20 protein-coding genes are annotated in these 21,096 nt (G+C 58.8%); 6 read left to right on the top strand and 14 right to left on the bottom strand.

All coding sequences use genetic code 11. The features are described from left to right. Nucleotides 1–74: 74 nt before the first annotated feature. The 3 genes from IGB42_RS15150 to IGB42_RS15140 all read right to left on the bottom strand — a co-directional run bounded on the left by IGB42_RS15150 (nt 75) and on the right by IGB42_RS15140 (nt 5,952). Nucleotides 75–755, bottom strand: coding sequence for a hypothetical protein (locus tag IGB42_RS15150; RefSeq protein ID WP_159673100.1), 681 nt, complete (start codon nt 753–755; stop codon nt 75–77). A 297-nt stretch (nt 756–1,052) separates the two neighbouring features. Further along, complete coding sequence (locus tag IGB42_RS15145; protein ID WP_159673098.1) at nt 1,053–1,949, bottom strand: hypothetical protein; 897 nt, start codon at nt 1,947–1,949, stop codon at nt 1,053–1,055. Nucleotides 1,950–1,959: 10 nt separating this feature from the next. Continuing rightward, nucleotides 1,960–5,952 carry an RHS repeat domain-containing protein gene (locus IGB42_RS15140; RefSeq protein WP_159673096.1) on the bottom strand — a complete coding sequence of 1,331 codons (3,993 nt, stop codon included), beginning with the start codon at nt 5,950–5,952 and terminating at the stop codon, nt 1,960–1,962. A 401-nt stretch (nt 5,953–6,353) separates the two neighbouring features. On the opposite strand from IGB42_RS15140, the gene IGB42_RS15135 reads away from it, so the two are divergent. Then, nucleotides 6,354–7,040 carry an epimerase gene (locus IGB42_RS15135; protein ID WP_159673094.1) on the top strand — a complete coding sequence of 229 codons (687 nt, stop codon included), beginning with the start codon at nt 6,354–6,356 and terminating at the stop codon, nt 7,038–7,040. A 32-nt stretch (nt 7,041–7,072) separates the two neighbouring features. On the opposite strand, the gene IGB42_RS15130 is transcribed toward IGB42_RS15135, so the two are convergent. From IGB42_RS15130 to IGB42_RS15090, 9 genes are all read right to left on the bottom strand, one after another. Further along, nucleotides 7,073–7,471: a hypothetical protein gene (locus IGB42_RS15130; RefSeq protein ID WP_159673092.1), complete on the bottom strand. Its 399-nt coding sequence runs from the start codon at nt 7,469–7,471 to the stop codon at nt 7,073–7,075. A 78-nt stretch (nt 7,472–7,549) separates the two neighbouring features. Further along, nucleotides 7,550–7,912: a hypothetical protein gene (locus tag IGB42_RS15125; RefSeq protein WP_159673090.1), complete on the bottom strand. Its 363-nt coding sequence runs from the start codon at nt 7,910–7,912 to the stop codon at nt 7,550–7,552. 232 nt (nt 7,913–8,144) lie between these two features. After that, nucleotides 8,145–8,459 (bottom strand): luciferase family protein, encoded by a 315-nt coding sequence (locus IGB42_RS15120; protein ID WP_159673088.1) that lies wholly within the window; start codon nt 8,457–8,459, stop codon nt 8,145–8,147. Nucleotides 8,460–8,614: 155 nt separating this feature from the next. Next, the gene (locus IGB42_RS15115; RefSeq protein WP_159673086.1) at nt 8,615–9,022 is read right to left on the bottom strand and encodes a DUF1801 domain-containing protein; all 408 of its coding nucleotides are present in this window, start codon (nt 9,020–9,022) and stop codon (nt 8,615–8,617) included. Between the two features lie 183 nt (nt 9,023–9,205). Then, nucleotides 9,206–10,159 carry a phosphatidylinositol-specific phospholipase C domain-containing protein gene (locus tag IGB42_RS15110; RefSeq protein WP_159673084.1) on the bottom strand — a complete coding sequence of 318 codons (954 nt, stop codon included), beginning with the start codon at nt 10,157–10,159 and terminating at the stop codon, nt 9,206–9,208. 424 nt (nt 10,160–10,583) lie between these two features. Beyond that, nucleotides 10,584–10,946 carry a hypothetical protein gene (locus IGB42_RS15105; RefSeq protein WP_159673082.1) on the bottom strand — a complete coding sequence of 121 codons (363 nt, stop codon included), beginning with the start codon at nt 10,944–10,946 and terminating at the stop codon, nt 10,584–10,586. 142 nt (nt 10,947–11,088) lie between these two features. After that, nucleotides 11,089–11,418, bottom strand: a complete 330-nt coding sequence (locus tag IGB42_RS15100) for a hypothetical protein (protein WP_159673080.1) — start codon at nt 11,416–11,418, stop codon at nt 11,089–11,091. Between the two features lie 97 nt (nt 11,419–11,515). Beyond that, nucleotides 11,516–11,806 (bottom strand): DUF1330 domain-containing protein, encoded by a 291-nt coding sequence (locus IGB42_RS15095; protein ID WP_159673078.1) that lies wholly within the window; start codon nt 11,804–11,806, stop codon nt 11,516–11,518. A gap of 377 nt (nt 11,807–12,183) precedes the next feature. Beyond that, the gene (locus tag IGB42_RS15090) at nt 12,184–12,816 is read right to left on the bottom strand and encodes a TetR family transcriptional regulator (RefSeq protein ID WP_159673076.1); all 633 of its coding nucleotides are present in this window, start codon (nt 12,814–12,816) and stop codon (nt 12,184–12,186) included. A 94-nt stretch (nt 12,817–12,910) separates the two neighbouring features. On the opposite strand from IGB42_RS15090, the gene IGB42_RS15085 reads away from it, so the two are divergent. Continuing rightward, nucleotides 12,911–13,576, top strand: coding sequence for an O-methyltransferase (locus IGB42_RS15085; protein WP_159673074.1), 666 nt, complete (start codon nt 12,911–12,913; stop codon nt 13,574–13,576). A gap of 356 nt (nt 13,577–13,932) precedes the next feature. Here the strand turns inward: IGB42_RS15085 and IGB42_RS15080 are convergent, their stop codons facing one another. After that, the gene (locus IGB42_RS15080) at nt 13,933–14,514 is read right to left on the bottom strand and encodes a hypothetical protein (RefSeq protein ID WP_159673072.1); all 582 of its coding nucleotides are present in this window, start codon (nt 14,512–14,514) and stop codon (nt 13,933–13,935) included. Between the two features lie 80 nt (nt 14,515–14,594). Then, a complete protein-coding gene (locus IGB42_RS15075) occupies nt 14,595–14,948 on the bottom strand; it encodes a YkgJ family cysteine cluster protein (protein WP_159673070.1) in 354 nt (117 codons plus the stop codon). Between the two features lie 333 nt (nt 14,949–15,281). Here IGB42_RS15075 and IGB42_RS15070 point away from each other — a divergent pair, with 333 nt between their 5' ends. The 4 genes from IGB42_RS15070 (at nt 15,282) to IGB42_RS15055 (ending at nt 21,069) form a co-directional block, all read left to right on the top strand. Beyond that, entirely contained in the window at nt 15,282–15,482 is a 201-nt protein-coding gene (locus IGB42_RS15070; protein ID WP_159673068.1) for a hypothetical protein, read from the top strand. A gap of 384 nt (nt 15,483–15,866) precedes the next feature. Then, nucleotides 15,867–18,134, top strand: coding sequence for an ATP-binding protein (locus IGB42_RS15065; RefSeq protein WP_236822599.1), 2,268 nt, complete (start codon nt 15,867–15,869; stop codon nt 18,132–18,134). 3 nt (nt 18,135–18,137) lie between these two features. Next, nucleotides 18,138–18,638, top strand: a complete 501-nt coding sequence (locus IGB42_RS15060; RefSeq protein WP_159673066.1) for a response regulator — start codon at nt 18,138–18,140, stop codon at nt 18,636–18,638. Further along, a complete protein-coding gene (locus tag IGB42_RS15055; RefSeq protein ID WP_159673063.1) occupies nt 18,631–21,069 on the top strand; it encodes a response regulator in 2,439 nt (812 codons plus the stop codon). Before IGB42_RS15060 ends, IGB42_RS15055 begins: the two co-directional genes overlap by 8 nt. Nucleotides 21,070–21,096: the final 27 nt, after the last annotated feature.

The raw sequence follows: 21,096 nt of genomic DNA, 5'->3' as shown, positions 1-21,096 counted from the left end.
AGACCTGACCCCGGACATTTCCAGACATTTCTTGAGACCTGATTCCAGGCACGCATATTGATGCTGATTTTCAATCAATCCACAAAGAAAGTCTCGAGGAACTTCCTAGATATTTTAAAGCGTTCGCAGCGTGCAATTTGCCATTGCAGAGTAGCCTTTTCTTTACAGAAAGCGACTGAACCTTTTTGCAGAGCAGCCTTGGATTTTTCTACATCTCCCAACAAAATATAGATCGCGGCTGCATAAACGAAGGGATCGGCCGAGACAGGCTCGCCACCCATCTTGGTTTTTCTTGGGTAAGCTTCTATTTCAAGAAGAAATTGCGCGAGTTTTGGCAAGGGCACACAGCTTTCCAAGTAGTGAAAACCAACCGTATCCAAATCATGCAGCACACGTTGCGTGCCCAAATCGGACTTCAGTACGTAATCATCTTCATACTGCTTTTTCTTTTCAGGCTCTGCATTAATACGTAACCAGTTCAAATCCACAGATGAGACACATATACCGTCTTCCCCTTTCTCTACAGGCTCCAAGCCTGCAAAGGGCCCAACATTCTTTACCTTTATCAAAAGAGACGCTTGAAATGAACCATTAACCCAAGGGGAAAGAAGCAGTACCAAATCCAAAAATTCGCTTAACGGCTTCGTAGCGGCAAATCGTAAATCCAGCACCTTCCAGATAACTGTAAAACCTCTTTCCTCCAAAACAGAAATCAGATCCGCTTTGTTCTTCAAAAACTCTTTCTTGAAAGTCATTTCCAGACCATTTTAGTCAAGCGCTCATCATGAATCGCATCAGCATCTTGTATGTGAGCAGTGGATACCATAAGAGCGACACCCACCAAGAACTGGACTATAGAGCAGCATTTCCGCAGCAAGATTAAAACGACCCAACAATTCCATTCACATAAAACCTGCCCACAAAAAATAAGGGGATATTCCCGCCCACCGGCCTCAGCACCCAGTGCACTTCGTTTTTGGCCAGAATCCAGATCATTTTTTCTAGCATATCAAACCTTTCATGTACTCATTACCAGCAAGAACATCGCACTTTCATTTTTCATTTCTATCAAGCAATGGAGACAAATCATCAATTACACCGTCAACGATGCTTTCAATTTCTTGTCTTAGCAGTGAAAAAACCATCAAATGTGCATTCAACGCATTTAGAAACTCACCGCCATCCCTAAAAACAGAGTAGGCTTCTCCAAGATAGGGTGCAACCAAATGATATGAAATCGGAAAACCGGCTTTAAATTGACGCGGAAGTGACGCTTTGTCAAAAAATTTATTTGACAACAAAAAAGAAAGAGAAAATCCATAAACGCCCCCCGAACTATGCATACCTGCTTCAGCAAAGTCGAAACGCCAAAGCAGAGTCCAGTCATGTCTTAGACTTTTCTTCCACGTCGCATAATTCTTACTTACGCCAGCAGACTTAAAGCCAAATTGGGCCAATGCCGGATCAAGTACGTCAACCACCTCTTTCTTTCCCCACACCTCTTCAATTGGAAAGTTTCTTTTTGCTTCATTCGCCAGCTCAAAATGCCAGCGACTCAAATGCTTGTTCCTTTCCTGGTGGTATCGTGCGGCATTTTCATGCAGGACTCTCCATTGCCGCACGTGCCAAGGCAGTGGCGAAAACCAGAAACCCATTTCCTCTCGCCAAACTTCCGACCTTAATTCATTCAATAATTTCGAAGAAAAATACCCTCCCCAACAATTCAATGAAGAATGAAAATTGCCAACAGATGAAGAGATAAGCTCCTTTGAATAAGCATCATAAATCTCTGCATCACCGCTCTCAAAAAAGCGTTCGTCATTTTCAATAAAAATCTGGCATACATTGTGCTGGCCGAGCAGCAACGATGCTCTCGCCTCAGAAAAATAGCGAGCCAAGGTAGACAAATCACTGCCAAGTCGATTTATCAAGCAGATATTTTGATTCATTCATTCCCCCTCACATCGCAGCAAGAGCCAAACCAATTGCTCCCAAAACAGCGGCAGCGGCAGCTGTGGAAGTGGAATTTGAAGTTGCCGTTGTCGTCGAAGTCGATGGCTCAGACTTTTCTTTTTTTAAAGTTGCTCTGTAAGCCAATTGACCTGGCTGTCCATACTGGGAAAAAAACTGTATGTCATACTCTTTTCCCCAATGTGTCATGCTTAGATTAATCGAAAGTTCTCCGCCCAAAAACAGACTAGCATCTGCCGCGATACTCACGGGTTTTCCATTTTCAATTGATTGTTGAACATAACCCAACAATTGTTCTGCTGCCTTTTTTGCCTCACTTGCCGAAGCAAGCGAAGCCGCGGACTTAATTTCGGCAATAGTTCTCGTTTTAGGATCCATTAAATCCACCCGCCCATCAAAAGTACCTTGAGCGGTAGTATTGGCTAAAAAGCCCTTTTCTCGAGCGTACGCAAAAAACCTTTCATGTACCGCTGTGCCAAACAAGCATGCCCAACACTGCCCAGGGGATCTGCCATCCGGATCGATATACTTAAAGGGATTATTGTTTGCATATACCAAAGCGTTAAAACTGTGGATGGGATTTTTCTCGTTCCAATCTACGGGGTCCATGCCACCAAAACGGCCTAGCACAGGATCGTACCAACGGGCACCAAAGTAGCTCAGGCCAGTCTGGTCTTCATATGGCTTGCCGGTGAACCACTGCTTGTTCTTGCTGCCGTCGCCGTCCACCACCTTGTCGCCATACGGGCGATAGTTGGCACGCCACAGCAGGTTGCCATTGACATCGAATGCGCCGATCGGGCTGCCCAGCAGATCGTTATGGAACAGCGTGGTGCCGGTGCTGCTGTCGATATCCGCCACCTTGGCACGGCCCAAGTACAGGTGGCTGGTGGCCACGCCGGTCGCCAGATTCTGTTCGTAGTACAGCAGACCGTTTTGGCCGGTGAACTCCACCTTGCTCAGCGTGCTGCTTTCGCTAGCCACCCGGGTGCCGCTGCCATCGTAGTAATAGTGGATCTGGCTGCCCTGGGCTTTGTTCACATAGCCCAGGTTGCCGGCGGCATCGTAGGTAAAGGTCTGGCCATCGCCACGGCTGGTGACGTTGCCCCAGCCATCGTAGCTGAGTGTGTAGGCCTTGCTGCCACTCACACTGGTGAGCTTTTGCGTGGCGGTGTTGTAGCTTTGCGTGATGCCGAAGCTGCCGAATGACTGGCCGGTGATGTTGCCATTGCCATCGTAGGCGATGCTGCCATTGCCCCAGCTATTGGGGGCGTTGGCGGTAATCAGCCGGTCCAGGCCGTCATAAGCCAGCACGCGGTTCAGTCCCGGGTAGCTGCTGTCACTGATCGAGGTGATGTTATTGGCGCTGTCATAGCCATAGGCGGTATTGAGCGGATCGACCGTGCTGTTGCTGGTGGCGCAAGTGCTGCTATCCAGGTGGTTGGTTTCCTGGCCGCGCAGCGTGGCCAACTGGCTGTTGAAGGTCTGCCAGGTGGTGCTGTTGCGGTTGGTCACTTCCTTGGGCAGGTTCAGCATCGGCACAATGCCTTCTTCATCCCCCAGGCTGACATAGCCCACGTTTTGCCGCACCAGGTTGCCGGAGGCATCGCGCACCATCACGTAGCTGCCGGCGGCATCGCTCAGGATTTTGCTGGGCGGGTTAGCGGCATAGGCTTCGGCGGCGCTGCAGCTGCCAGCGCTGGCATTGTTGCCTACACGCACGTTTTTTGGCCGTAGGCGGCTATCCAGCGTTTGCGACATGCCCAGGCCGTTGCTGTAGGTGGCGTTGCTGATCAGGCCATTCGGGTGGTACCAGACGCCGGTAATGGCATCGCCTGCCTTGGTGGGGCGGCCAGCGCGATCCGGCGCATACGCCACACTGCGGCCATCCGGGTAGACGATGCTGTCCAGTGCGTCGTTGCTGTTGTAGTTGTAACCCAGCGTCAGCGTTTTGCCGGCGGCGACCAGTGCTTCCTGCTTGAGGTTGCCGTTCTGGTCGTAGCTGTAGCTGCGTGCTGCACTACCGTTGGTGTTGGACTTGAGTTGTCCTGCAGCATCGAAGCGCACGCAGACGTCCCCCGCACTGCCGTCGTTGTAGTGCGAGTACAGCAAACGGTTTTGCGCATCGTAGCCGTAGAGGGTGGCGGCCTGGCTACCAACCTGGCGGCTGGTCAGGTTGCCTTCGGCATCACGGCCATATTGCGTCAAGCCGATTTCCGGATCGGTACGGCTGGTGAGGAAGAAGCGGCTGTCATAACCCCAGTAGCGGGTTACGCCATTTTGCGTAACGCTCTTTACATTACCCAGCAGATCACGGTCTATGGTGGTGGTGGCAGTGGCAACCGACTGCGGTGCCTCCACCTTGGTCAGCATTTTGTTGCCCGGATTGCCATACGCCAGGAACCGGTAGATGGTTGTATAGCCGCGCTCACTGGTCACGTAGTAATCGGCATTGGTATAGCCATATACCAATGCCGAGCTATCGCTGTGGGTAACCCGGGTTGGCCGGCTCAGTGCATCATAATCGGTGGTATCACCCAGGCCGGTATTGACATAGCTCTGGAAGGTTTGCCGGCCCAGCGCATCGTAGCTTCTGATGACTGTGCTGCCATTGCTGCTACTGCTGATGGTGCGGCCAAAGCCGTCGTATTGATCATCTTCAGTATATGCATTGCCGTATGGGCCACGCGTCAGGCTGCGGCTGTTGGCAGCCCAGCTGATAGTGGTCTGATTGCCGATAGCCGGGGTGATCGTGATCAGCCGGCCCATATTGTCATAGGCAAAGCGGGTAACCCGTTGCAGCGGATCGGTGCTGTTTTCCACCTGACCATAGGCATTGATGCCGAGCGTCCAGGTGCCGCTGACATCGGTGGGCTTGCAACTGGCTGGGTCAGTGCTGCTCTGGATCGGTTTGACGATCGTACCCGGCGTACCGCGGGTGTAGTTACTGAAGGTGGTGACTGCGCCGCGTGGCGACGTCACACTGGCCAGGTTGCCGGCGGCATCGTAGCTGAAGCCGACAGTAACGCCATTTTGCGTTCTGCTGGTGGCGTTGCCGTAGATATCGAAGATGGTGCTGGAAGAACTGCCCTGCGCTTGGCCAGTAGCAGTGATTTGTTGGGTCTTCTGCAGGTCCAGCCGCCAGTATTGCGCCAGCGTTTCATAGGTATTGACGGTAGTGCGGGTTTTACCAGTGTTGAGCACGCCACCTTCCGTGGCGGTTTCCACCACCTGCAACGGGCGCAGGTAGGCATCCACGCTGCTGATATCGGTGACGTAAGTGCCGTTGCCGAGCACCACCTTGTGTTGCGATTGCCACGGGAAGTTGACACCACTTGTGCCGTCACAGCCGTTCCAGCCCACATGACTGGAATACTGGAAACCGGTAGGCACTACGAGGCGTGGCTGCCACTGGCTGGTTTCCACCTGCATATCGGCACCGCTGCCGTTCTTGATGCGCTTTTCCTTCAGCAAGCCCACGCGCCAGCGGTCGTAATTGCAATTGAGGGTATCGCCAGTACCAACAAAACTGGATACCTCGCTACTGACCAAGGTACTGCCGATGCGCACATCCATCTGGCGTGTACTGACCGGAGTGGTCAATGCCAAAATGCCGTAGCCATCAATGTTTTCATTGTCTGCCAACGTCCAGCTGCCGTTGTCGGATGTGGCCTTTTTCCAGAACACCGGGCCATTCACGTTGCGGTTGGCAAAAAACAGATCCCGGTTGGCGGCTTGGCTGCACTCGGTAGAACTAGTGCCGTGCGAACACAGATTGCGGTCTACTTCGCCGTTCTGCCAGGCAAAACGATAGGTGATCCAGCCGCCCCACGGCGTGGTGATCTGCGTGGGGATACCGCCCATATAGCGGGTGGCCGCCAGTTGGGTATTCTTCATCGACTGGCTGGGGTCCATCAGGATCTGCCAGTAGGTACCATCTGGCCGGGTAATGCGCACCGTGCGCGATGTGCCCAGGTACACTGCTGCGGTGGTTTCGCTGATTGTCCAGGTACGGCTACCGGCGGCGATGGTGGCGTTAGCGCCATTCCAGGTGCAAATAGTTACTGAAACGGTCGCAAACCAGGAGGGAAAGACTGCGGACTATAGAGCGAGTGGATTTAGGCATCAGGGGTGCAAACATCAAGGAGTATGACTTGCCTGCGCGAGCTGCGCTGACAGGCGTATGGGATTTTCGGGCGCCACACTAACACAGGCATGCCACATCGCACGAATAAGCCATAGACTGTTAGGAACAAAAGCCAACACTCTGATAGCGCGCTGGTTTCATTTCTGCTAGCCGGCCGCCCGGCATGAACGCGCCGGGCCCTTGCTGCATCGCCAGCCAAGCCAGTTGCACCCTCCCCTCTCCATAAGGAACACCGATGAAAATCCTGCTGTTCGGCGCCACCGGCATGGTGGGCCAGGGCGTGTTGCGCATGTGCCTGCAGGCGCCGGATGTGCGCATGGTACAAACGGTGGGGCGCACCGCATTGGGCCTGCAGCAGGCCAGGCTGCACGAAGTGGTTCTGCAAAACATGCTGGACTACAGCCAGATCGAGTCCGAACTGACCGGCTTTGATGCCTGCTTCTTTTGCCTGGGCGTATCGTCCGCCGGCAAGAGCGAGGCGGACTATAGCCGCCTGACTTACGACATCACGCTGGCTGCGGCAAGCACGCTGGCGCGGCTGAACCCGCAGATGACTTTTATCTATGTATCCGGCGCGGGCACGGATAGCAGCGAGCAAGGCAGCAGCATGTGGGCACGGGCAAAGGGCCGCACCGAGAATGCGCTACAGCACCTGCCGTTCAAGGCGGTGTACCTGTTCCGCCCCGGCGTAATCCAGCCCACGCATGGCGTGCGCTCCAAAACCACTGCTTACCGGGTGTTCTACGCGCTGAGCAAACCGCTGCTGCCGCTGTTGCGCGCACTGCTGCCCAATACCATATTGACCACCGATGTGATGGGTGCAGCCATGCTGGCTGCCGCCCGCCATGGTGCGCCCAAGGCGGTACTGGAGGCGGCGGATATCAATGCGCTGGCCAGCCGGGGTGGAGGCAAGGCGGGTTGAGCGGTTTACCGGCTGCAGGTGGGCGCATGCCGTCATGCAAACATTGCAAGCAGGTCTGTGATCAACCCGGCATGCCAATCCTCCGGGGTGTGCTGCAATGCGGCTTCAAGCGCATTGAAACCGGCAAGCACCTGATCTGTACCCAGCGTATCGATGGCTTGCAGCACGCCAAAGGCTTCGTGCGCGGTTTCCCAGTTACCGGCAATTACCAGATCGACCAGCTTGCTGAAATGGGGGCGGCAATCAAAGTACCCCAAGCAATGCACCAGCGTACCGCGATGGTGCTGCAGATCCGGCCGCTCTATCAGCGCCAGCAATACCGGTAAAACCTCGGGCACGCCGGATTCGGCCAGTTTGATCGCCAGCGCATTTCTGCTTGGATGATCCGTTGCCTGCAGCAAAGCAGCGATCAATGCAGACGTATCAGGCACACAACATCCTTGCTCAAGAGGGCATGACTTGCAGCCAAGGTGGCCGGGCGCTGGGCGTGAGCACGCCGCATGGGGCAATCAGTGTATGACCTTCGACGCCGCCAGCCACGGGTCTACCGCGGTCTCGATCACGTTGCCGGTGCCGGATACATCATCCACCTGGAAGGAAAAGCGCCAGATTTTTTCCAGGCCGTTGAGCGGGGCCATGAAGTTTTCGTTGAGGCTGGCGCGCAATTCGGCCAGCACATAGATATCCAGCCCTTCGATATGGTTTCTGGCCATCAGTTGCTCGCACCATACTTTTGCCGCCTCCAGCTCGGAAGGCGCACGCACTTGCGACGCATACGTGCTGTCTTCGAATTCCAGCAAAAACGTGTAGAGCTTCATGCCTGCCTTGCCAAGTAACCAGTAAGGCTGCTTGCAGTCCGGGGCCGGCCGCATGTCAGCGCAATCCTGCATTATTGCAAAGCAGCACGGCGTAACCAAGTGGCCGCGCACACGCCGGGCGTGGATGAAACACTGTTGTCACTGACAACCTGCCACGTGCTGCTTTCAGTGCTGTGCCGCAACAGCCTTGCCTGGCAACGCAAGCGGTTACCGCGCCGGCAGGAACAATGCGCGCAGCGGTTCGGCCTGACCGTCGCCGGTACCTGCCACAACCGCCTGTACGCACTCATCGTTGTGCAACAGCCAGCCGCACCAACCCGACCACCCGCTCGATCTCATCAGCGGTAGCGAAGCGCACCTCGATCCACGCCGAACCTGCCGCGCGCTTGGGGTGATGCACCGAACCAGCCGGGTGTGTGAGGCCCAGCTGCCTGATCACGGTTTTGGTCAGGCGCAGATCGAGCTCGTTGGCATTGTGGAAATGCGCGAACTCCTTGCCGAAGTAGAACAATGCAGAACCGCCCGCAACAGGTGACGGGCGATCCTCTACCCCTTCGATTTTGGCCAGCTCGGCCAGCAGTCGGGCTTTCAGGTGTGCCATCAGGACTGTACACCACGGTGAAGGCATTCCAGCTTTCAAGAAACGCAAAACAGGAGCGTGAACGCTGGCCCGGTCCGGCCGCAGGCAGCAGGCAGCAGGCAGCAGGTGCAATCGCACCGCTCGTGCAAACCGGGTGCAGACCGCACTGAATCAGCTCAGGCCTTGGATTTTTTCGCCGGCTTGGCAGCATTGAGCGCCACCGCCTGCAACACCAGCAGCTTGAACGCAGCCTCGTCCACTTGCTGCCCTTCCAGAATATCGATGGCGCGGCGGGTGTTGCCGTCCAGGCTGGAATTGAACACGTGATCGGGGTCGTCCAGCGCGGCGCCCTTGGCAAAGGTCAGCTTCACCTTGGCTTTGTAGGTTTCGCCGGTGCAAATGATGCCGTCGTGCGACCACACCGGGATATCCCATTTCCATTCTTCCTGCACATCCGGATCGGCCTCGTGGATGAGCTGGCGCACACGGGCCAGCGTGGCGCCGCGCCAGCCGCCCAGCTCGGCAATTTTGGCCGAGATGCGCTGCGTGGCGGATGGGTCTTCTTGTGTAGCCGGTGTAGTCATGTTTGCTCCATGGCGGCGCCCATTCCCGGGCATGCAGGTGCCAGCATAACGCTGGATTGCGCCACGCTGCCACATGCAGCCCGGATACAGGGCAAGGCACCCCGCTATATTAGATAGAGGGGCTTGGCCAATGCTTGCGGCGTCGGCCAGCTCGCTGGCGCAGTCGGCAGCGCCCCTTGCCCTTCAGGTGCCGAAGAAATTCACTGCATAAATCTGCTGCCATTCCTCCGGCTGCGCGTAGTCAGTGATCAGTACGCCATAGATTTTCCGTTGCAGCGTGTAGCGGAAGTCCAGCTGCTCTTTTAGCCACGGATTGATCTTCTCTGCCGCGCGCAGCGGGCCCGGGTTGGCGGTGGACGCAAAGTTGAAGAACCATGCCTGATTCAGCGGTGCCCCCAGATAACTGCCGTAGTGGGCCATTTCAACCAGCATGGCATCGATCGCGGGCTCTTTGTCGTCGCTGGCAAACGTGTACTGGTCCTGATATACGCAGTACACGGTGGTTTGCAGATCGCCTAGCTGCAAGGAAATCAGTGATGGGGAAACCTGAAAACGGCCCTGCGGCGCGCCGTTGATCGGCGCCAGGTTGAAGCCGCCAAAGAAGATGTCTGCCGGTGTGCGGACAACCGGGGCCGCATAGCGGCGCAGCAGCACGATGCGCCCGCTGGCCTGCGCCACGGTAGGAATGGCGCTGTCGTCGGTATACCAGAGGTCTGCCTTCCAGTCGCCGGCAGCGGCGTGCTGCCTGTGCCACGCGGTCAGCTCCTGGCCGAATGCATCGTCTCCACCGGGCGCTGCCCCCTCCTGCTTGATGCTCATCAGGATGGTTTCACCGGGGTTCTGCAACAGGAAGTCGGCACACCACTTCACCACGGTATCGAAGTTGAGCGATGAATCCACGTCACTTGCATGCACCACATGGAAATTGCCTTCGACGGCGTTATAGGCCAGCCGCAAATCCAGAAAGCGCACGCCGCCAGCCAGTTGCTCGTTGATCTTGTAATACTGGGTGCGCGATGGCGATCCCGCCGGAAACCCTTCCGTGCCGGAATCGTGCGTGCCGGGTATCAGTATCTCGTGCAGCTGGCGCTGCTGGATCTGTGGCTGGGACATCCAGTTCTGCGGGGTGTATGACATGGCGAGGCTCCTGGCTCTGATTTGCTTGCAAATTACTTGCGATATTAACCACTTTTCAGTCAGCAATCCATGCCAATAGCATGACGGGTGGTCGGGGCGGAAAGTGGTGTTGCCACCAGCCCGGTGGAGCGGGCCTGTTCAGGCGGTGCATGGGTCGAACACACAACGCTTTCGAGTCACGCACCACGCGTGCAACGATGCATGGTCACTTCACCGTCAGGTTGCCCAGCGAGCCATCGGGACGGCGCCATTCAGTCAACGCGCTCCAGAAACAGCACAGGCCATAGCTTGGCCAGACATGCGAGATCGGCATGCCGACGAGTAAATCAAGACGGGCTTGAAAATCGATGATGGTGTATTCCTAGCAGCGCCGCTGCTGCAATACACCAGGAGCAGGCCGCTTGCCTGCCTGCTGCCTGACGTTTCACCCGGCCTGCCGATCAAGAAGCCTCTCAAGTTCCTGCACGTGGCACATGCGGGCCAGCCCTTCACTGCCAGACGTTGCCGCGCTGGCACACCAGCGCGCACGTGCCAATGCAAATGCCAGTGCGGCGCGCCGCAATGCGCCCGGCAATAGTGCAGATGCCTTCACCTGGATGAGCAAGGCAGCGAAATCCCTATCAAACGGCCAATCCAGCTGGTTTGCTTCCGGTTCCAGCTGTGCCAGCGCGATTTGCAGCTCGTGCATTGTCTGACTGCGTAGCGCGGCAGCAACCAGCGCTTCAACCACAGCGGTATCGAATCCCGCCAGCTTCAGCGCAGCGCGCTGATGATCGATGTCATTCATCGCATCTGGCCGCCGGCAAAAGCGGCTTGAACCGGTTCAGGCCCATCAAGGTTGGCATGCGCTTTCCTCCATGGTGATCAGCATATCCAGCGTGGGCATTTCTTCCCGCAAGTGGATCGCTGCTGTTGCGCTGCCCCACCCTTCATCCCTGCAGCAAACCGGATGGCATGATGGCAATGGCAAACCCCACCGCCAGTTGCAGGAAAATGGCGATGAAAAAGAAACCGAACACGCTGCCCGCCGGTACTTTCAGGATCAGCATCTGCAACAGGTTCATCATCGCAAACGCCAGCAAGACACCCAGCCCACCGCCCACCACCGTATCCACCACGCCGGCAGCTACCGCGCCAAGCGCGACGGCCACAAAGCTGGAAATGAAATCACTGCACCCGGCATCGACAAAGCCTGCGGCCCATTTGACCGGCAGCACGATGATGGCGGAATAAAATGGCCAGGGTTTGAAAGAGGCCATTCGCTTCGATATTCAGCGCCATTGCAATCCTTGAAAAGGAACGTGGTACGGCAAAAGCCGCTTTATGCAGCCGAATCTGGGTTACCCGCCGGGATCATCATTCGGCTCCCTCGATGATCACCATATCCAGCGTTGAGACGTGTTCACGCAGGCGGATCGTCGCCTGGTATTGCGGCGAGTGATAACAATCGAGCGCCGCCTGATAGCTGGGAAATTCCACCACCGCATTACGGCTGCGGCTGCTGCCTTCGGGGTTTTCGAACTGCCCGGCGCGCACCAGGAAGCGGGCGCCGTATTGCTGTATCGGCGCGGCGTTGGCGGCAACGTATTCCTTGTATTGCTCGGCGTCGGCAATATCGACACGAACAATCCAGTAACCTTTGGGCATGTGTTCTCCTGTTTAGCCGGGGTGGTTGATAGCAGCCGGATCAGCGGCATCTTCAGCGCGCAGACAATTTAACAGAAAGAAAATGCTTGCGGCATGCGCGCATGCCTGCCTGCAACAACATGGCCGGGCAGCGTTCGGGACGACAATCATTGTGAATACCGCCCGATACCGGGGCGGCAATGCGTTGCACATGCGCCGGACATCAGCGCCAAACAGCGCAAACCAGCAGGCCGGCAGATCAGCCCACGGCAGCAGCGCCATCCAGCCGTTTTAGCGGCGCCGCATCCGGATCGTGGCCGGCATTCCGCGCTGCGAACCGGCACCAGCACGCCACGCAGGCCCGAATGGGGCTGCCCGGCGCCCCCGCCAGCCACTTATCACTCGCGCTGCAGCGCCTGCAGATACGCGCAGAACATATCCGCCATCGCATCCGCATACGCGGCGATTTCCACGGCGGTGCGCGGCGTTTCCGAAAACTGCTTGCCTACGCTACTGAGCGTGGTGGTGACCAGCTCGCCCGCCAGCGCGCGCGTGGCGTCGGTAGCAGCCGGCAATATTTCCTGCATGAACAGCGCGATGGTGCGCTCGCCCGAGGCCCTGGCTTGGTGAGCCTCCGGCGCATCGCGGTATAGCGGCGCGCTGTCGTTGAGGGCCACGCGCATTTCGGCTTCTTCGCACTCCGAGTGGATGAACGCATGCACCAGCGTGCGCAGCCGCGCCAGCGGCGGCTGGTCCATCTGCTGCAGGATGCCGCGCAGCAGCGCATTGGTTTGCTGCCATTCATCGCTCTGCAAACGGAACAGGATGGCTGCCTTATTAGGGAAGTACTGGTACACCGATCCGATGCTCACGCCGGCACGCTCCGCCACCCTGGCGGTAGTGAAACGCTGCGCGCCTTCCTTGGCCAAAACCTGAATAGCCGCCGTGAGGATGGTAGCCACCAGCTCGGTCGAACGGGCCTGTTTGGGCTGTTTGCGCGAGGAAATCTGCGGGCGGGCATGTTCGGTCATCGGTGCCTGGCAATGCGAATAGTGAAATGTGAATGATTAGTCGTATTCTAATCCGGCACTGCAATGCATTCAATTTTTCACCGGAGCACCACCCATGAACACCCTCACCACCACTCCGCTGGCCCCTTTGCTGGCCAGCCTGTTTGCCGCTGCAGATGCGGCAGCGCCAGCTACCCACGCGGCCGTTGCCGACCTGACCAGCGATACCCTGGCCCGCATGATGCAAAGCAAAACCGAATACGCCGAGCTGTATGCGCGGCTGAAGGATGTGCCGCTGGCCGTCTCGCCGCAAACCGGCCAGTTGCTGTACATGCTGGCGCGCAGCAGCGGCGCGCAACACATCGTCGAGTTCGGTACCTCGTTCGGTATCTCCACGCTGCACCTGGCCGCGGCGCTGCGCGACAACGGTGGCGGCAAGCTGATCAGCAGCGAGTTCGAACCCGCCAAGGTGGCGCGTGCGCAGCAGAACCTGGCAGACGGCGGCCTCGCCGATCTGGTGGAAATCCGCGTGGGCGATGCATTGCAAACGCTCAGCCGCGATCTGCCGTCCCGCATCGATCTGGTGTTGCTGGACGGCGCCAAGGCGCTCTATCCGGAGATACTGGCACTGCTGGCACCACACCTGCGGCCCGGTGCGCTGATCATTGCCGACAACGCGGACGACAGCCCGGAATACCTGGCACAGGTACGCGCGGTGGGCGGTGGTTATCTGTCGGTGCCGTTTGCGGCGGATGTGGAGCTGTCGATGCGGCTGGGTTGACGCGTGCACGGAAGGCCGGCGGGTGCGGTGGGGAACCGTGCGGGTGTGCGCGGTACAGTCAGCGCGCTATCAGGCGCGCCGCAAGCAATGCGCCACAGGTCGTCCATCACGCCCACTGCCGGCTTCCACGCACACGCCCCCCGCAGGGCAGATACATTTGCAACCACGTTTGCAGTGCCTGGCAGATCCGATTTCGCTCAAAAAAAACCGTCGTTACCCTGATCTGTTTCAAAGGTAAAACGACGGTTTTTCCGGATGATGCGGCGATCCATGGTCTGCACCTTCATAACGCCATCCTTGACCGAACCGCCTTGCGAACATTGGCCGAATGCGCTCCTTCAATGTCCAGCGCGGCTTCAGCGTTTCCCGGCTGCAGTGGACTTTGCCGCAGCGCTTTCTGCCATGCATTTCGCAATGATCGGCCGAAGAATTTTGCTGATTTCCGCTTTCAATGCGGGAGAAGAAACGGTCATCTTCTGCCCCAATGGAGAAGCAATAAAAGCATTGACTACCTTTGCGTCATCTGCGGTGATCTCGACGGCTGGTTTGCTCGGAGGAAAACCTGCCTGGGATTCGATCCCGCGGAATGAGTATGCAATGAATTTCTTTCCGGGCGACGTATCAAACAACTGCACGCCCTCTTTGAGTGCTGTCACTGAAATGTCTTCAGAGAACAAGGATATGAATACTGGCGTGAACAATTTTGCATCAAGCGCTGATATGCACTGAAAATAAACGGGCGACTCCTTGCCATCCGCTACAGCGCGTTTTGCCCCCAGAATCACCCCATATGCAGTCTGCTCGTTGAGCTGGGCCTTTTCTATCAATTTTCCTATCAGCCGTAATTTCTCTGCATCCTGTGCCGGTGCAGACACGGATACAAAAACCATCGGGGCAACGATGGTCGGCAACATGAGGAAAGAACGCAGCTTTTTCATGTGGCTGATTCTAGAGCAAGTGAACGGCAGCAACCATGCCTTCGTCATGTGAAAGCCGGTGGCCATGATCAGCAAACCCGCTAAACCAGTACCTGCCGCGTTTCGCGGAAAAAACGGTGTATCTGTGCCACCACATCGGGCTCGGTCATCTCTTCTGGCCCGCAGCCATTCGGGCATGGCAGTGCCGGGGTGGTGCCGAACAGCCGGCAGATCAGCGGGCGCTCGCCATACACTTCGCAGCCGTGCGGCCCCAGGTGCGGGCAGCTCAGATCATCCAGCGCCTGTGCGTGTTCCGCTGCGGTTTTCACCGGCAGGCGGGCCATTTCCTCGCTGGAGGTGGTCACCGGCCCGCAGCAATCATGGCAGCCCGGCTTGCAGGCAAACGCGGGAATGCGCGAGCGGAAGAAGCGGATTTTCTGGCTATCGGGGCTCATGGTGTCCTTGCCGGGTTCGCCGGCCACATGCTGCATTGTGCAGCAAAGCGCCAGCCATGCGCTGCCGACCGGGCAATCCTTCTGCGGTGTTGCACTGGCTCTCGGCAAGCAAGTGCGGCTTCAAAGCACCACCCGATCCCGGGATGGTGCGCCTGCAGACACAACACTACCAGCACGCTCATTGACAGCAAATGCAAGCAAAATGCTAAGATGAATCAGACTATAGCTGAGTACTAAATTACCAGCCAAGTCATGGATATTGCCCAGCAGGGTGATATCCGATCAAGGCCATAGCGCATCATCACCACAATCATTTATTTCACAGGACGAGTCATGAAAAAATTGTTTGCATTGGGTGTAGTGTTGTTCAGCGTCATGCAGAGTGCTTCTGCTCAAACTTATGCTTTCTCGCTTGCGAATAACGCGCAGGATCCGAATGGCCAGGACTACTGCTTGCGGCATGTGCCGGGCTCGCAATTCCGTGGTTTCCAACCAGGTAATAGTGATTATCACTATATCTTGTGCGTGCTTTGATGCCGGCCATGTGCATGCGGCCTGAACGAAAAGGTTGCTGACTTCATACGTTGAACGCACATGCGGCATCCCCGGATAGCCCAGCCCTGCTGGGCTATCTGTTTTTCTGCCTCTGTTCCAGCCACCTGCGGATGCCCGCGTCCGCGGTGGCCCACCAAGCCACGCATTTGCAGCCTGCCGGGTCATACCGGATCTTGGCGGGCGCTCGGGAACCCAAGCCTGCAACCGGTATCGCCGTCGGCATCATATCCGGTGCAAATCGGTATTCTTCCTACAGGATGTCCGGCCGGTATCGCTGATAATTGCACCCATTACACCAGTGATAAAACACCCGGCCTGCGTGCCGGGCAATCAGGCAGCGCACAAAGGCATGGGAGCAACACGGTGAGCGATGATCAAACCGCAGTGATGTCGGCAGCAGAGGCGTGGTGCGCGCAGGAGCCTATCCGCGTGCCCGGCAGCGTGCAGCCGCATGGTTTCCTGCTGGTGATCGACGATACCGAGCTGCGCATCCGCCAGTTGAGCCAGAGCGTGCAAACCTGGCTGGGGCATGCTGCCGAAGCGCTGCTCGGCACACCGCTGGTGGCATTGCTGGGTAGCGATACGCCACTGGCCGCCAGGCTGACGGGCGACTATGGCGAGCCGCACCACCTGGGTGTGATCACACTGCGCCATGCCGATGGCACGCTGCGGCCATTCGAATGGGTGGTGCACCGCCAGGCGCAGCTGCTGGTGCTGGAGTTCGAGCCGGCCGATGGCAGCAGCGAGCAGGCATTCAGCGGCATGTATCCACTGGTGCGCACCTTCGTCAACCGCATCCACGAGGCGGTGGATGTGCAAACCATGTGCGCGCTGGCAGTCAGCGAGGTCAAGCGCATTACCGGCTACGGCCGTGTGGTGGCCTACCGTTTCGATGCCGATGGCCACGGCCACGTGATTGCCGAAGAAGTGGATGACGGCTACGACCGTTACCTGGGCCTGCACTTCCCTGCCAGCGATATCCCGGCGCAGGCACGCGCACTGTATGTCCTCAACCGCATCCGCGTGATCCAGGATGCGGACTACACCCCATCGCCGTTGCTGCCCCCAGTCAACCCGGAAAACGGCGCACCGCTGGACCTGAGCCTGGCCATGCTGCGCAGCGTCTCGCCGGTGCATCTGCAATACATGAAGAACATGGGCACGCAGGCATCGATGTCGGTTTCCATCGTCATCGACAATGCACTGTGGGGGCTGATTTCCTGCCACGATCATGCGCCATCGCCGGTGCGCTTCCACACCCGCACCGCGTGCGAGCTGCTGGGCAATATCCTGTCGCTGCAGATCGAAGCCAAAGAGGCGCACGAGGTTGCCACCCACATGCTCAGTCTGCGCCAGCAAGTGGTGCATATGCTGTCCGCGATGGCAGATCGCGATAGCGTGCACGAAGGGCTGCTGGCCATGCCCGGCGTGCTGCTGGGCTTTGCGCGCGCCAGCGGTGCGGCCATCGTCACCGCCAGCGGCATCGAGCGCGTGGGCGTGGTGCCGCCACTGCACAGCGTGGCGCAACTGGTGGCATGGCTGGCCGCCAACCATGCGGCAGAGGTGTTTACCAGCGACTGCATCAGCCGCGATCTGCCGCATATCGATGGCTTGGCCGAATTCGCCGGCGGCGTGCTGGCGGTATCGATTTCCGAGCTGCACCCGCACTACCTGATCTGGCTCCGCCCGGAAACGGTGCGAACCGTATCGTGGGCGGGCGAACCGGTGAAAGTGCAGGCGGAATCCGATGGCCAGCTGCGACTGAACCCGCGCGCCAGCTTTGCCAGCTGGCAGCAAACGCTGCGTGGCTTCTGCATCCCGTGGTTGCCGGCAGAGATCGATGGCGCGCTGGAACTGCGCGGCGCGGTGCTGGGCATCGTGCTGCGCAAGGCGGAAGAGCTGGCGCAGCTGGCGGACGAGCTGAAAAAGAGCAACCGCGAGCTGGAATCATTTTCCTACAGCGTATCGCACGATCTGCGCGCGCCGCTGCGGCATATCGCCAGCTATGCCGAACTGCTGGTGGATACCGAACAGCAGGCATTGACCGAACGCGGCCAGCACTTCCTCGACAACATCAGCGAATCGGCACGCTTTGCCGGGCAGCTGGTGGATAACCTGCTGACGTTCTCGCAGATGGGCCGCTCGGAAATCCGCCCGACACGTGTGGACGTGGGCGAGCTGATCGCCACCATCCAGCGCGAAATGCTGCCCGACTATGCAGACCGCCAGATCGAATGGCAGATACACCCCATGCCCAGCGTGTGGGCGGACAACACCTTCCTGCACCTGGCGCTGCGCAACCTGATCGCCAACGCCATCAAGTACACGCGCCTGCGCGAGGTGGCGCAGATCGAGATCGGCGCGCAACAGGAAGGCGACGAAGATGTGATCTCCATCCGCGACAACGGCGTGGGTTTCGATCCGCAATACGCCAGCAAGCTGTATGGCGTCTTCCAGCGGCTGCACCGCATGGAAGAGTTCGAAGGCACCGGCATCGGCCTGGCCAATGTACGGCGCATCGTGGAGCGGCACCACGGCAGGACCTGGGCTGAAGGCCAGCCGGGCGCAGGCGCAACGTTCCATATCGCCTTGCCGCGCCGCATTACCAACAATACGAAAAACAACAGGTGAACCATGCTCAAGCCTATTTTCCTCGTCGAGGACAACCCCAAGGATCTGGAGCTGACGCTGATCGCGCTGGAGCGCAGCCAGCTGGCCAACGAAGTGATCGTGCTGCGCGATGGCGCAGAGGCGCTCGATTGCCTGTTCCGCCGTGGCAACTATGCCAACTGGCAGGACGGCAACCCGGCGGTGATCCTGCTGGACCTGAAGCTGCCCAAGGTGGACGGGCTGGAAGTGCTCAAGGCCATCCGCGAGACGCCGGAGCTGCGCAGCATCCCCATCGTGATGCTGACCTCATCCAAGGAAGAACCCGACCTGATGCGTGCCTACGAACTGGGCGTGAACGCCTACGTGGTGAAGCCGGTGGAGTTCAAGGACTTCGTGTCCGCGATCACCGAGCTGGGCATCTTCTGGGCGGTGGTGAACGAACCACCGCCGGGCTCCACCCGCTACCGCGCCATCGGCCAGCCGCACCGGCACGAGCGGCTGCGCACCGGGCGCAACGATGAGTGAGGCCACAGATACAAACTGTGACAGCCGCAACCTGCAGGTGCTGCTGATCGAAGACAGCCCGCTGGATGCGGAGCTGACGCAGATCATGCTGGAGCGCGCCGGCTACCGGGCCAGCTATGTGGTGGTGGACAGCGAAGCCGGCATGCGCGCGGCATTGCAGGGGCAGCCTTTCGAGCTGATCCTGTCCGACTTCGTGTTGCCGGGTTTTTCCGGCTTGGCGGCGCTGGAGATTGCCCGCCTGCACTGCCCGGATGTGCCGTTCATTTTTGTATCCGGCGTAACCGGTGAGGAAACCGCTGTCGACATGATGCGCCGCGGCGCCACCGATTACATCCTCAAGCAGCGGCTGGCGTTGCTGCCGAAATCGGTGGAACGCGCGCTGACGCTGGTATGCGAGCGGTCACGGCGTTACCAGGCGGAGCGCGCGCTGGCCGCCAGCCAGATCAATGTGCAACTGGCGGTGGCTTCCGGCCAGTTCGGCATGTGGGATTACCGCCCACCCACCGGCGAGCTGATCTGGGATGCGCGCTGCAAGGAGATGTTCGGGCTGCCGGCGGATGCCCATGTCGATCTCGACGTGTTCACGCACGGCGTGCACCCGGACGACCGCGCGCGCATGGCGCAGGTGGTGGCCGATACCACGCGCTCGCCCGAGCAATCGGAATGCAATACCGATTACCGCGTGCAGTTGCCCAACGGGCAGATTCGCTGGGTGAATACCTGCGGCAAGGCCTTCTTCGACCGGGGCATCTGCACGCATTTCGTTGGCCTGCTGATGGATGTGACCGAGCGCCATGCGGCCAGCGCGGCCATGGTGCGGCTGAACGACGTACTGGAAGAACTGGTGCTGATCCGCACCCGCGAGCGCGACCGCATCTGGGCGCTGTCGCACGACATGCTGGCGGTGATGCGCGATGACCTCACGCCGATCACGCTCAACCCGGCTTGGTCCGATACGCTGGATGTGCCGCACGATACGCTGCTGGCAGGCTCCATCTACCGCTTCATCGACGACGAAGACATCCCGGGCACGCAAGACTGGCTACGCAGCCTGGCGGAAGGCCATGCGGCGGTGCGCTTCAAGACCCGCGTGCACGGCGGGAAGGGTGAGAAGGGCCGGCAATACTGGCTGGCATGGACGGTGGTGCGTGCCGACGGACTGCTGTATTGCGTGGTGCGCGACGATACGCAGGAACGTGCGCGACTGGAAGAACTGGCCGCCAGTAACCAGCAGTTGCTGAGCCAGATCGAGCAACGCGAACGCGTGGAAGCCACGCTGCAGAAAATGCAGCGGCTGGAGGCAGTGGGCCAGCTGACCGCCGGTGTGGCGCACGATTTCAACAACCTGTTGACCGTGGTGCTGAGCAACGCGCGCTTTACCGAACGCGAATTGCGCGCGTTCGAGATTCCGGACAAGACGCTGCAGCGGCTGGCTACCATCAGCAGCGCTGCGCAGCGTGGCGGCAAGCTCACCACGCAGTTGCTCACCTTCTCGCGCCAGCAACAGCTGGCGCCCAAGGCGGTCAATCTCAACCGGATGGTGGACACCATGCTGGAGCTGCTGCGCAGCACCATGGGTGGCAGCGTGCAGCTGGACACCGCGCTGGCAGACAACCTGTGGGCGGCACTGGTAGACCCCACACAGATCGAAATGGTGATCCTCAACCTGGCCATCAATGCACGCGATGCCAGCGATGTGGGCGGCACCTTGCAGATATCCACCCGCAACGTCACCGTGGAAACGCAAGCCCCCGGACCGGGCGCGCCGGAACCGGGCGAATACGTGTGCCTGTCGGTGCAGGATTCCGGCCGCGGCATGAGCGCCGCCGTGCTGGCGCGCGCGTTCGAGCCGTTTTTCACCACCAAGGAAGTGGGCAAGGGTTCCGGCCTGGGGCTGGCGCAGGTCTACGGTTTTGCCAGGCAATCGGGCGGCGGCGTCAGCATCGACACGCGCGAGAACGTTGGCACCACTGTCTCCGTTTATCTGCCGCGCATCAACGCGCCCACACCCGAGGCGGCGGCAGAGCCAGCGGCCATGGCAGGCGCGCAGGCAGATCAGCATATGACCTTGCTGGTGGTGGATGACGATGCCGCCGTGCGCGAGGCCAATACGCAACAGCTGGCGGATTTCGGCTATCAGGTGATCGAAGCGGACAGCGGCACGGCAGCACTGGCGTTGCTGGGCAACAATCCGCAGATCGACGCGCTGGTGGCAGACTTTGCCATGCCGGGCATGAATGGCGCAGAGCTGGCGGGCGAAGCACGCAAACTGCGCCCCATGCTGCCGGTGGTGTTCGTTACCGGTTATGTGGAACTGGGCCGGCTGGACCTGCCCAACTCCGGCATCGTGCAGAAACCCTATTCGCCCGAGCAACTGGCCAACAGCGTCAGCGAACTGCTGAAGGCCCAGCCGGCCACGTTGCTGCAATAACACGCCGCGCACTGCCCCCAGCCCTGA

The sequence above is a fragment of the Andreprevotia sp. IGB-42 genome (assembly GCF_009848685.1).
Taxonomy (GTDB): Bacteria; Pseudomonadota; Gammaproteobacteria; order Burkholderiales; family Chitinibacteraceae; genus Andreprevotia.
Note: the sequence above shows the minus strand (reverse complement) of the source record. Positions and strands in the feature narration are given on the sequence as shown.

Bases quoted from the DNA above. Each gene is read 5' to 3' on its own strand.
- IGB42_RS15100 (WP_159673080.1), bottom strand. From the start codon at position 11,418: ATGGCCTCTTTCAAACCCTGGCCATTTTATTCCGCCATCATCGTGCTG.
- IGB42_RS15085 (WP_159673074.1), top strand. From the start codon at position 12,911: ATGAACACCCTCACCACCACTCCGCTGGCCCCTTTGCTGGCCAGCCTG.
- IGB42_RS15145 (WP_159673098.1), bottom strand. From the start codon at position 1,949: ATGAATCAAAATATCTGCTTGATAAATCGACTTGGCAGTGATTTGTCT.
- IGB42_RS15070 (WP_159673068.1), top strand. From the start codon at position 15,282: ATGAAAAAATTGTTTGCATTGGGTGTAGTGTTGTTCAGCGTCATGCAG.
- IGB42_RS15095 (WP_159673078.1), bottom strand. From the start codon at position 11,806: ATGCCCAAAGGTTACTGGATTGTTCGTGTCGATATTGCCGACGCCGAG.
- IGB42_RS15150 (WP_159673100.1), bottom strand. From the start codon at position 755: ATGACTTTCAAGAAAGAGTTTTTGAAGAACAAAGCGGATCTGATTTCT.
- IGB42_RS15105 (WP_159673082.1), bottom strand. From the start codon at position 10,946: ATGAATGACATCGATCATCAGCGCGCTGCGCTGAAGCTGGCGGGATTC.
- IGB42_RS15120 (WP_159673088.1), bottom strand. From the start codon at position 8,459: ATGGCACACCTGAAAGCCCGACTGCTGGCCGAGCTGGCCAAAATCGAA.
- IGB42_RS15115 (WP_159673086.1), bottom strand. From the start codon at position 9,022: ATGACTACACCGGCTACACAAGAAGACCCATCCGCCACGCAGCGCATC.
- IGB42_RS15075 (WP_159673070.1), bottom strand. From the start codon at position 14,948: ATGAGCCCCGATAGCCAGAAAATCCGCTTCTTCCGCTCGCGCATTCCC.
- IGB42_RS15090 (WP_159673076.1), bottom strand. From the start codon at position 12,816: ATGACCGAACATGCCCGCCCGCAGATTTCCTCGCGCAAACAGCCCAAA.
- IGB42_RS15125 (WP_159673090.1), bottom strand. From the start codon at position 7,912: ATGCGGCCGGCCCCGGACTGCAAGCAGCCTTACTGGTTACTTGGCAAG.
- IGB42_RS15110 (WP_159673084.1), bottom strand. From the start codon at position 10,159: ATGTCATACACCCCGCAGAACTGGATGTCCCAGCCACAGATCCAGCAG.
- IGB42_RS15080 (WP_159673072.1), bottom strand. From the start codon at position 14,514: ATGAAAAAGCTGCGTTCTTTCCTCATGTTGCCGACCATCGTTGCCCCG.
- IGB42_RS15055 (WP_159673063.1), top strand. From the start codon at position 18,631: ATGAGTGAGGCCACAGATACAAACTGTGACAGCCGCAACCTGCAGGTG.
- IGB42_RS15060 (WP_159673066.1), top strand. From the start codon at position 18,138: ATGCTCAAGCCTATTTTCCTCGTCGAGGACAACCCCAAGGATCTGGAG.
- IGB42_RS15135 (WP_159673094.1), top strand. From the start codon at position 6,354: ATGAAAATCCTGCTGTTCGGCGCCACCGGCATGGTGGGCCAGGGCGTG.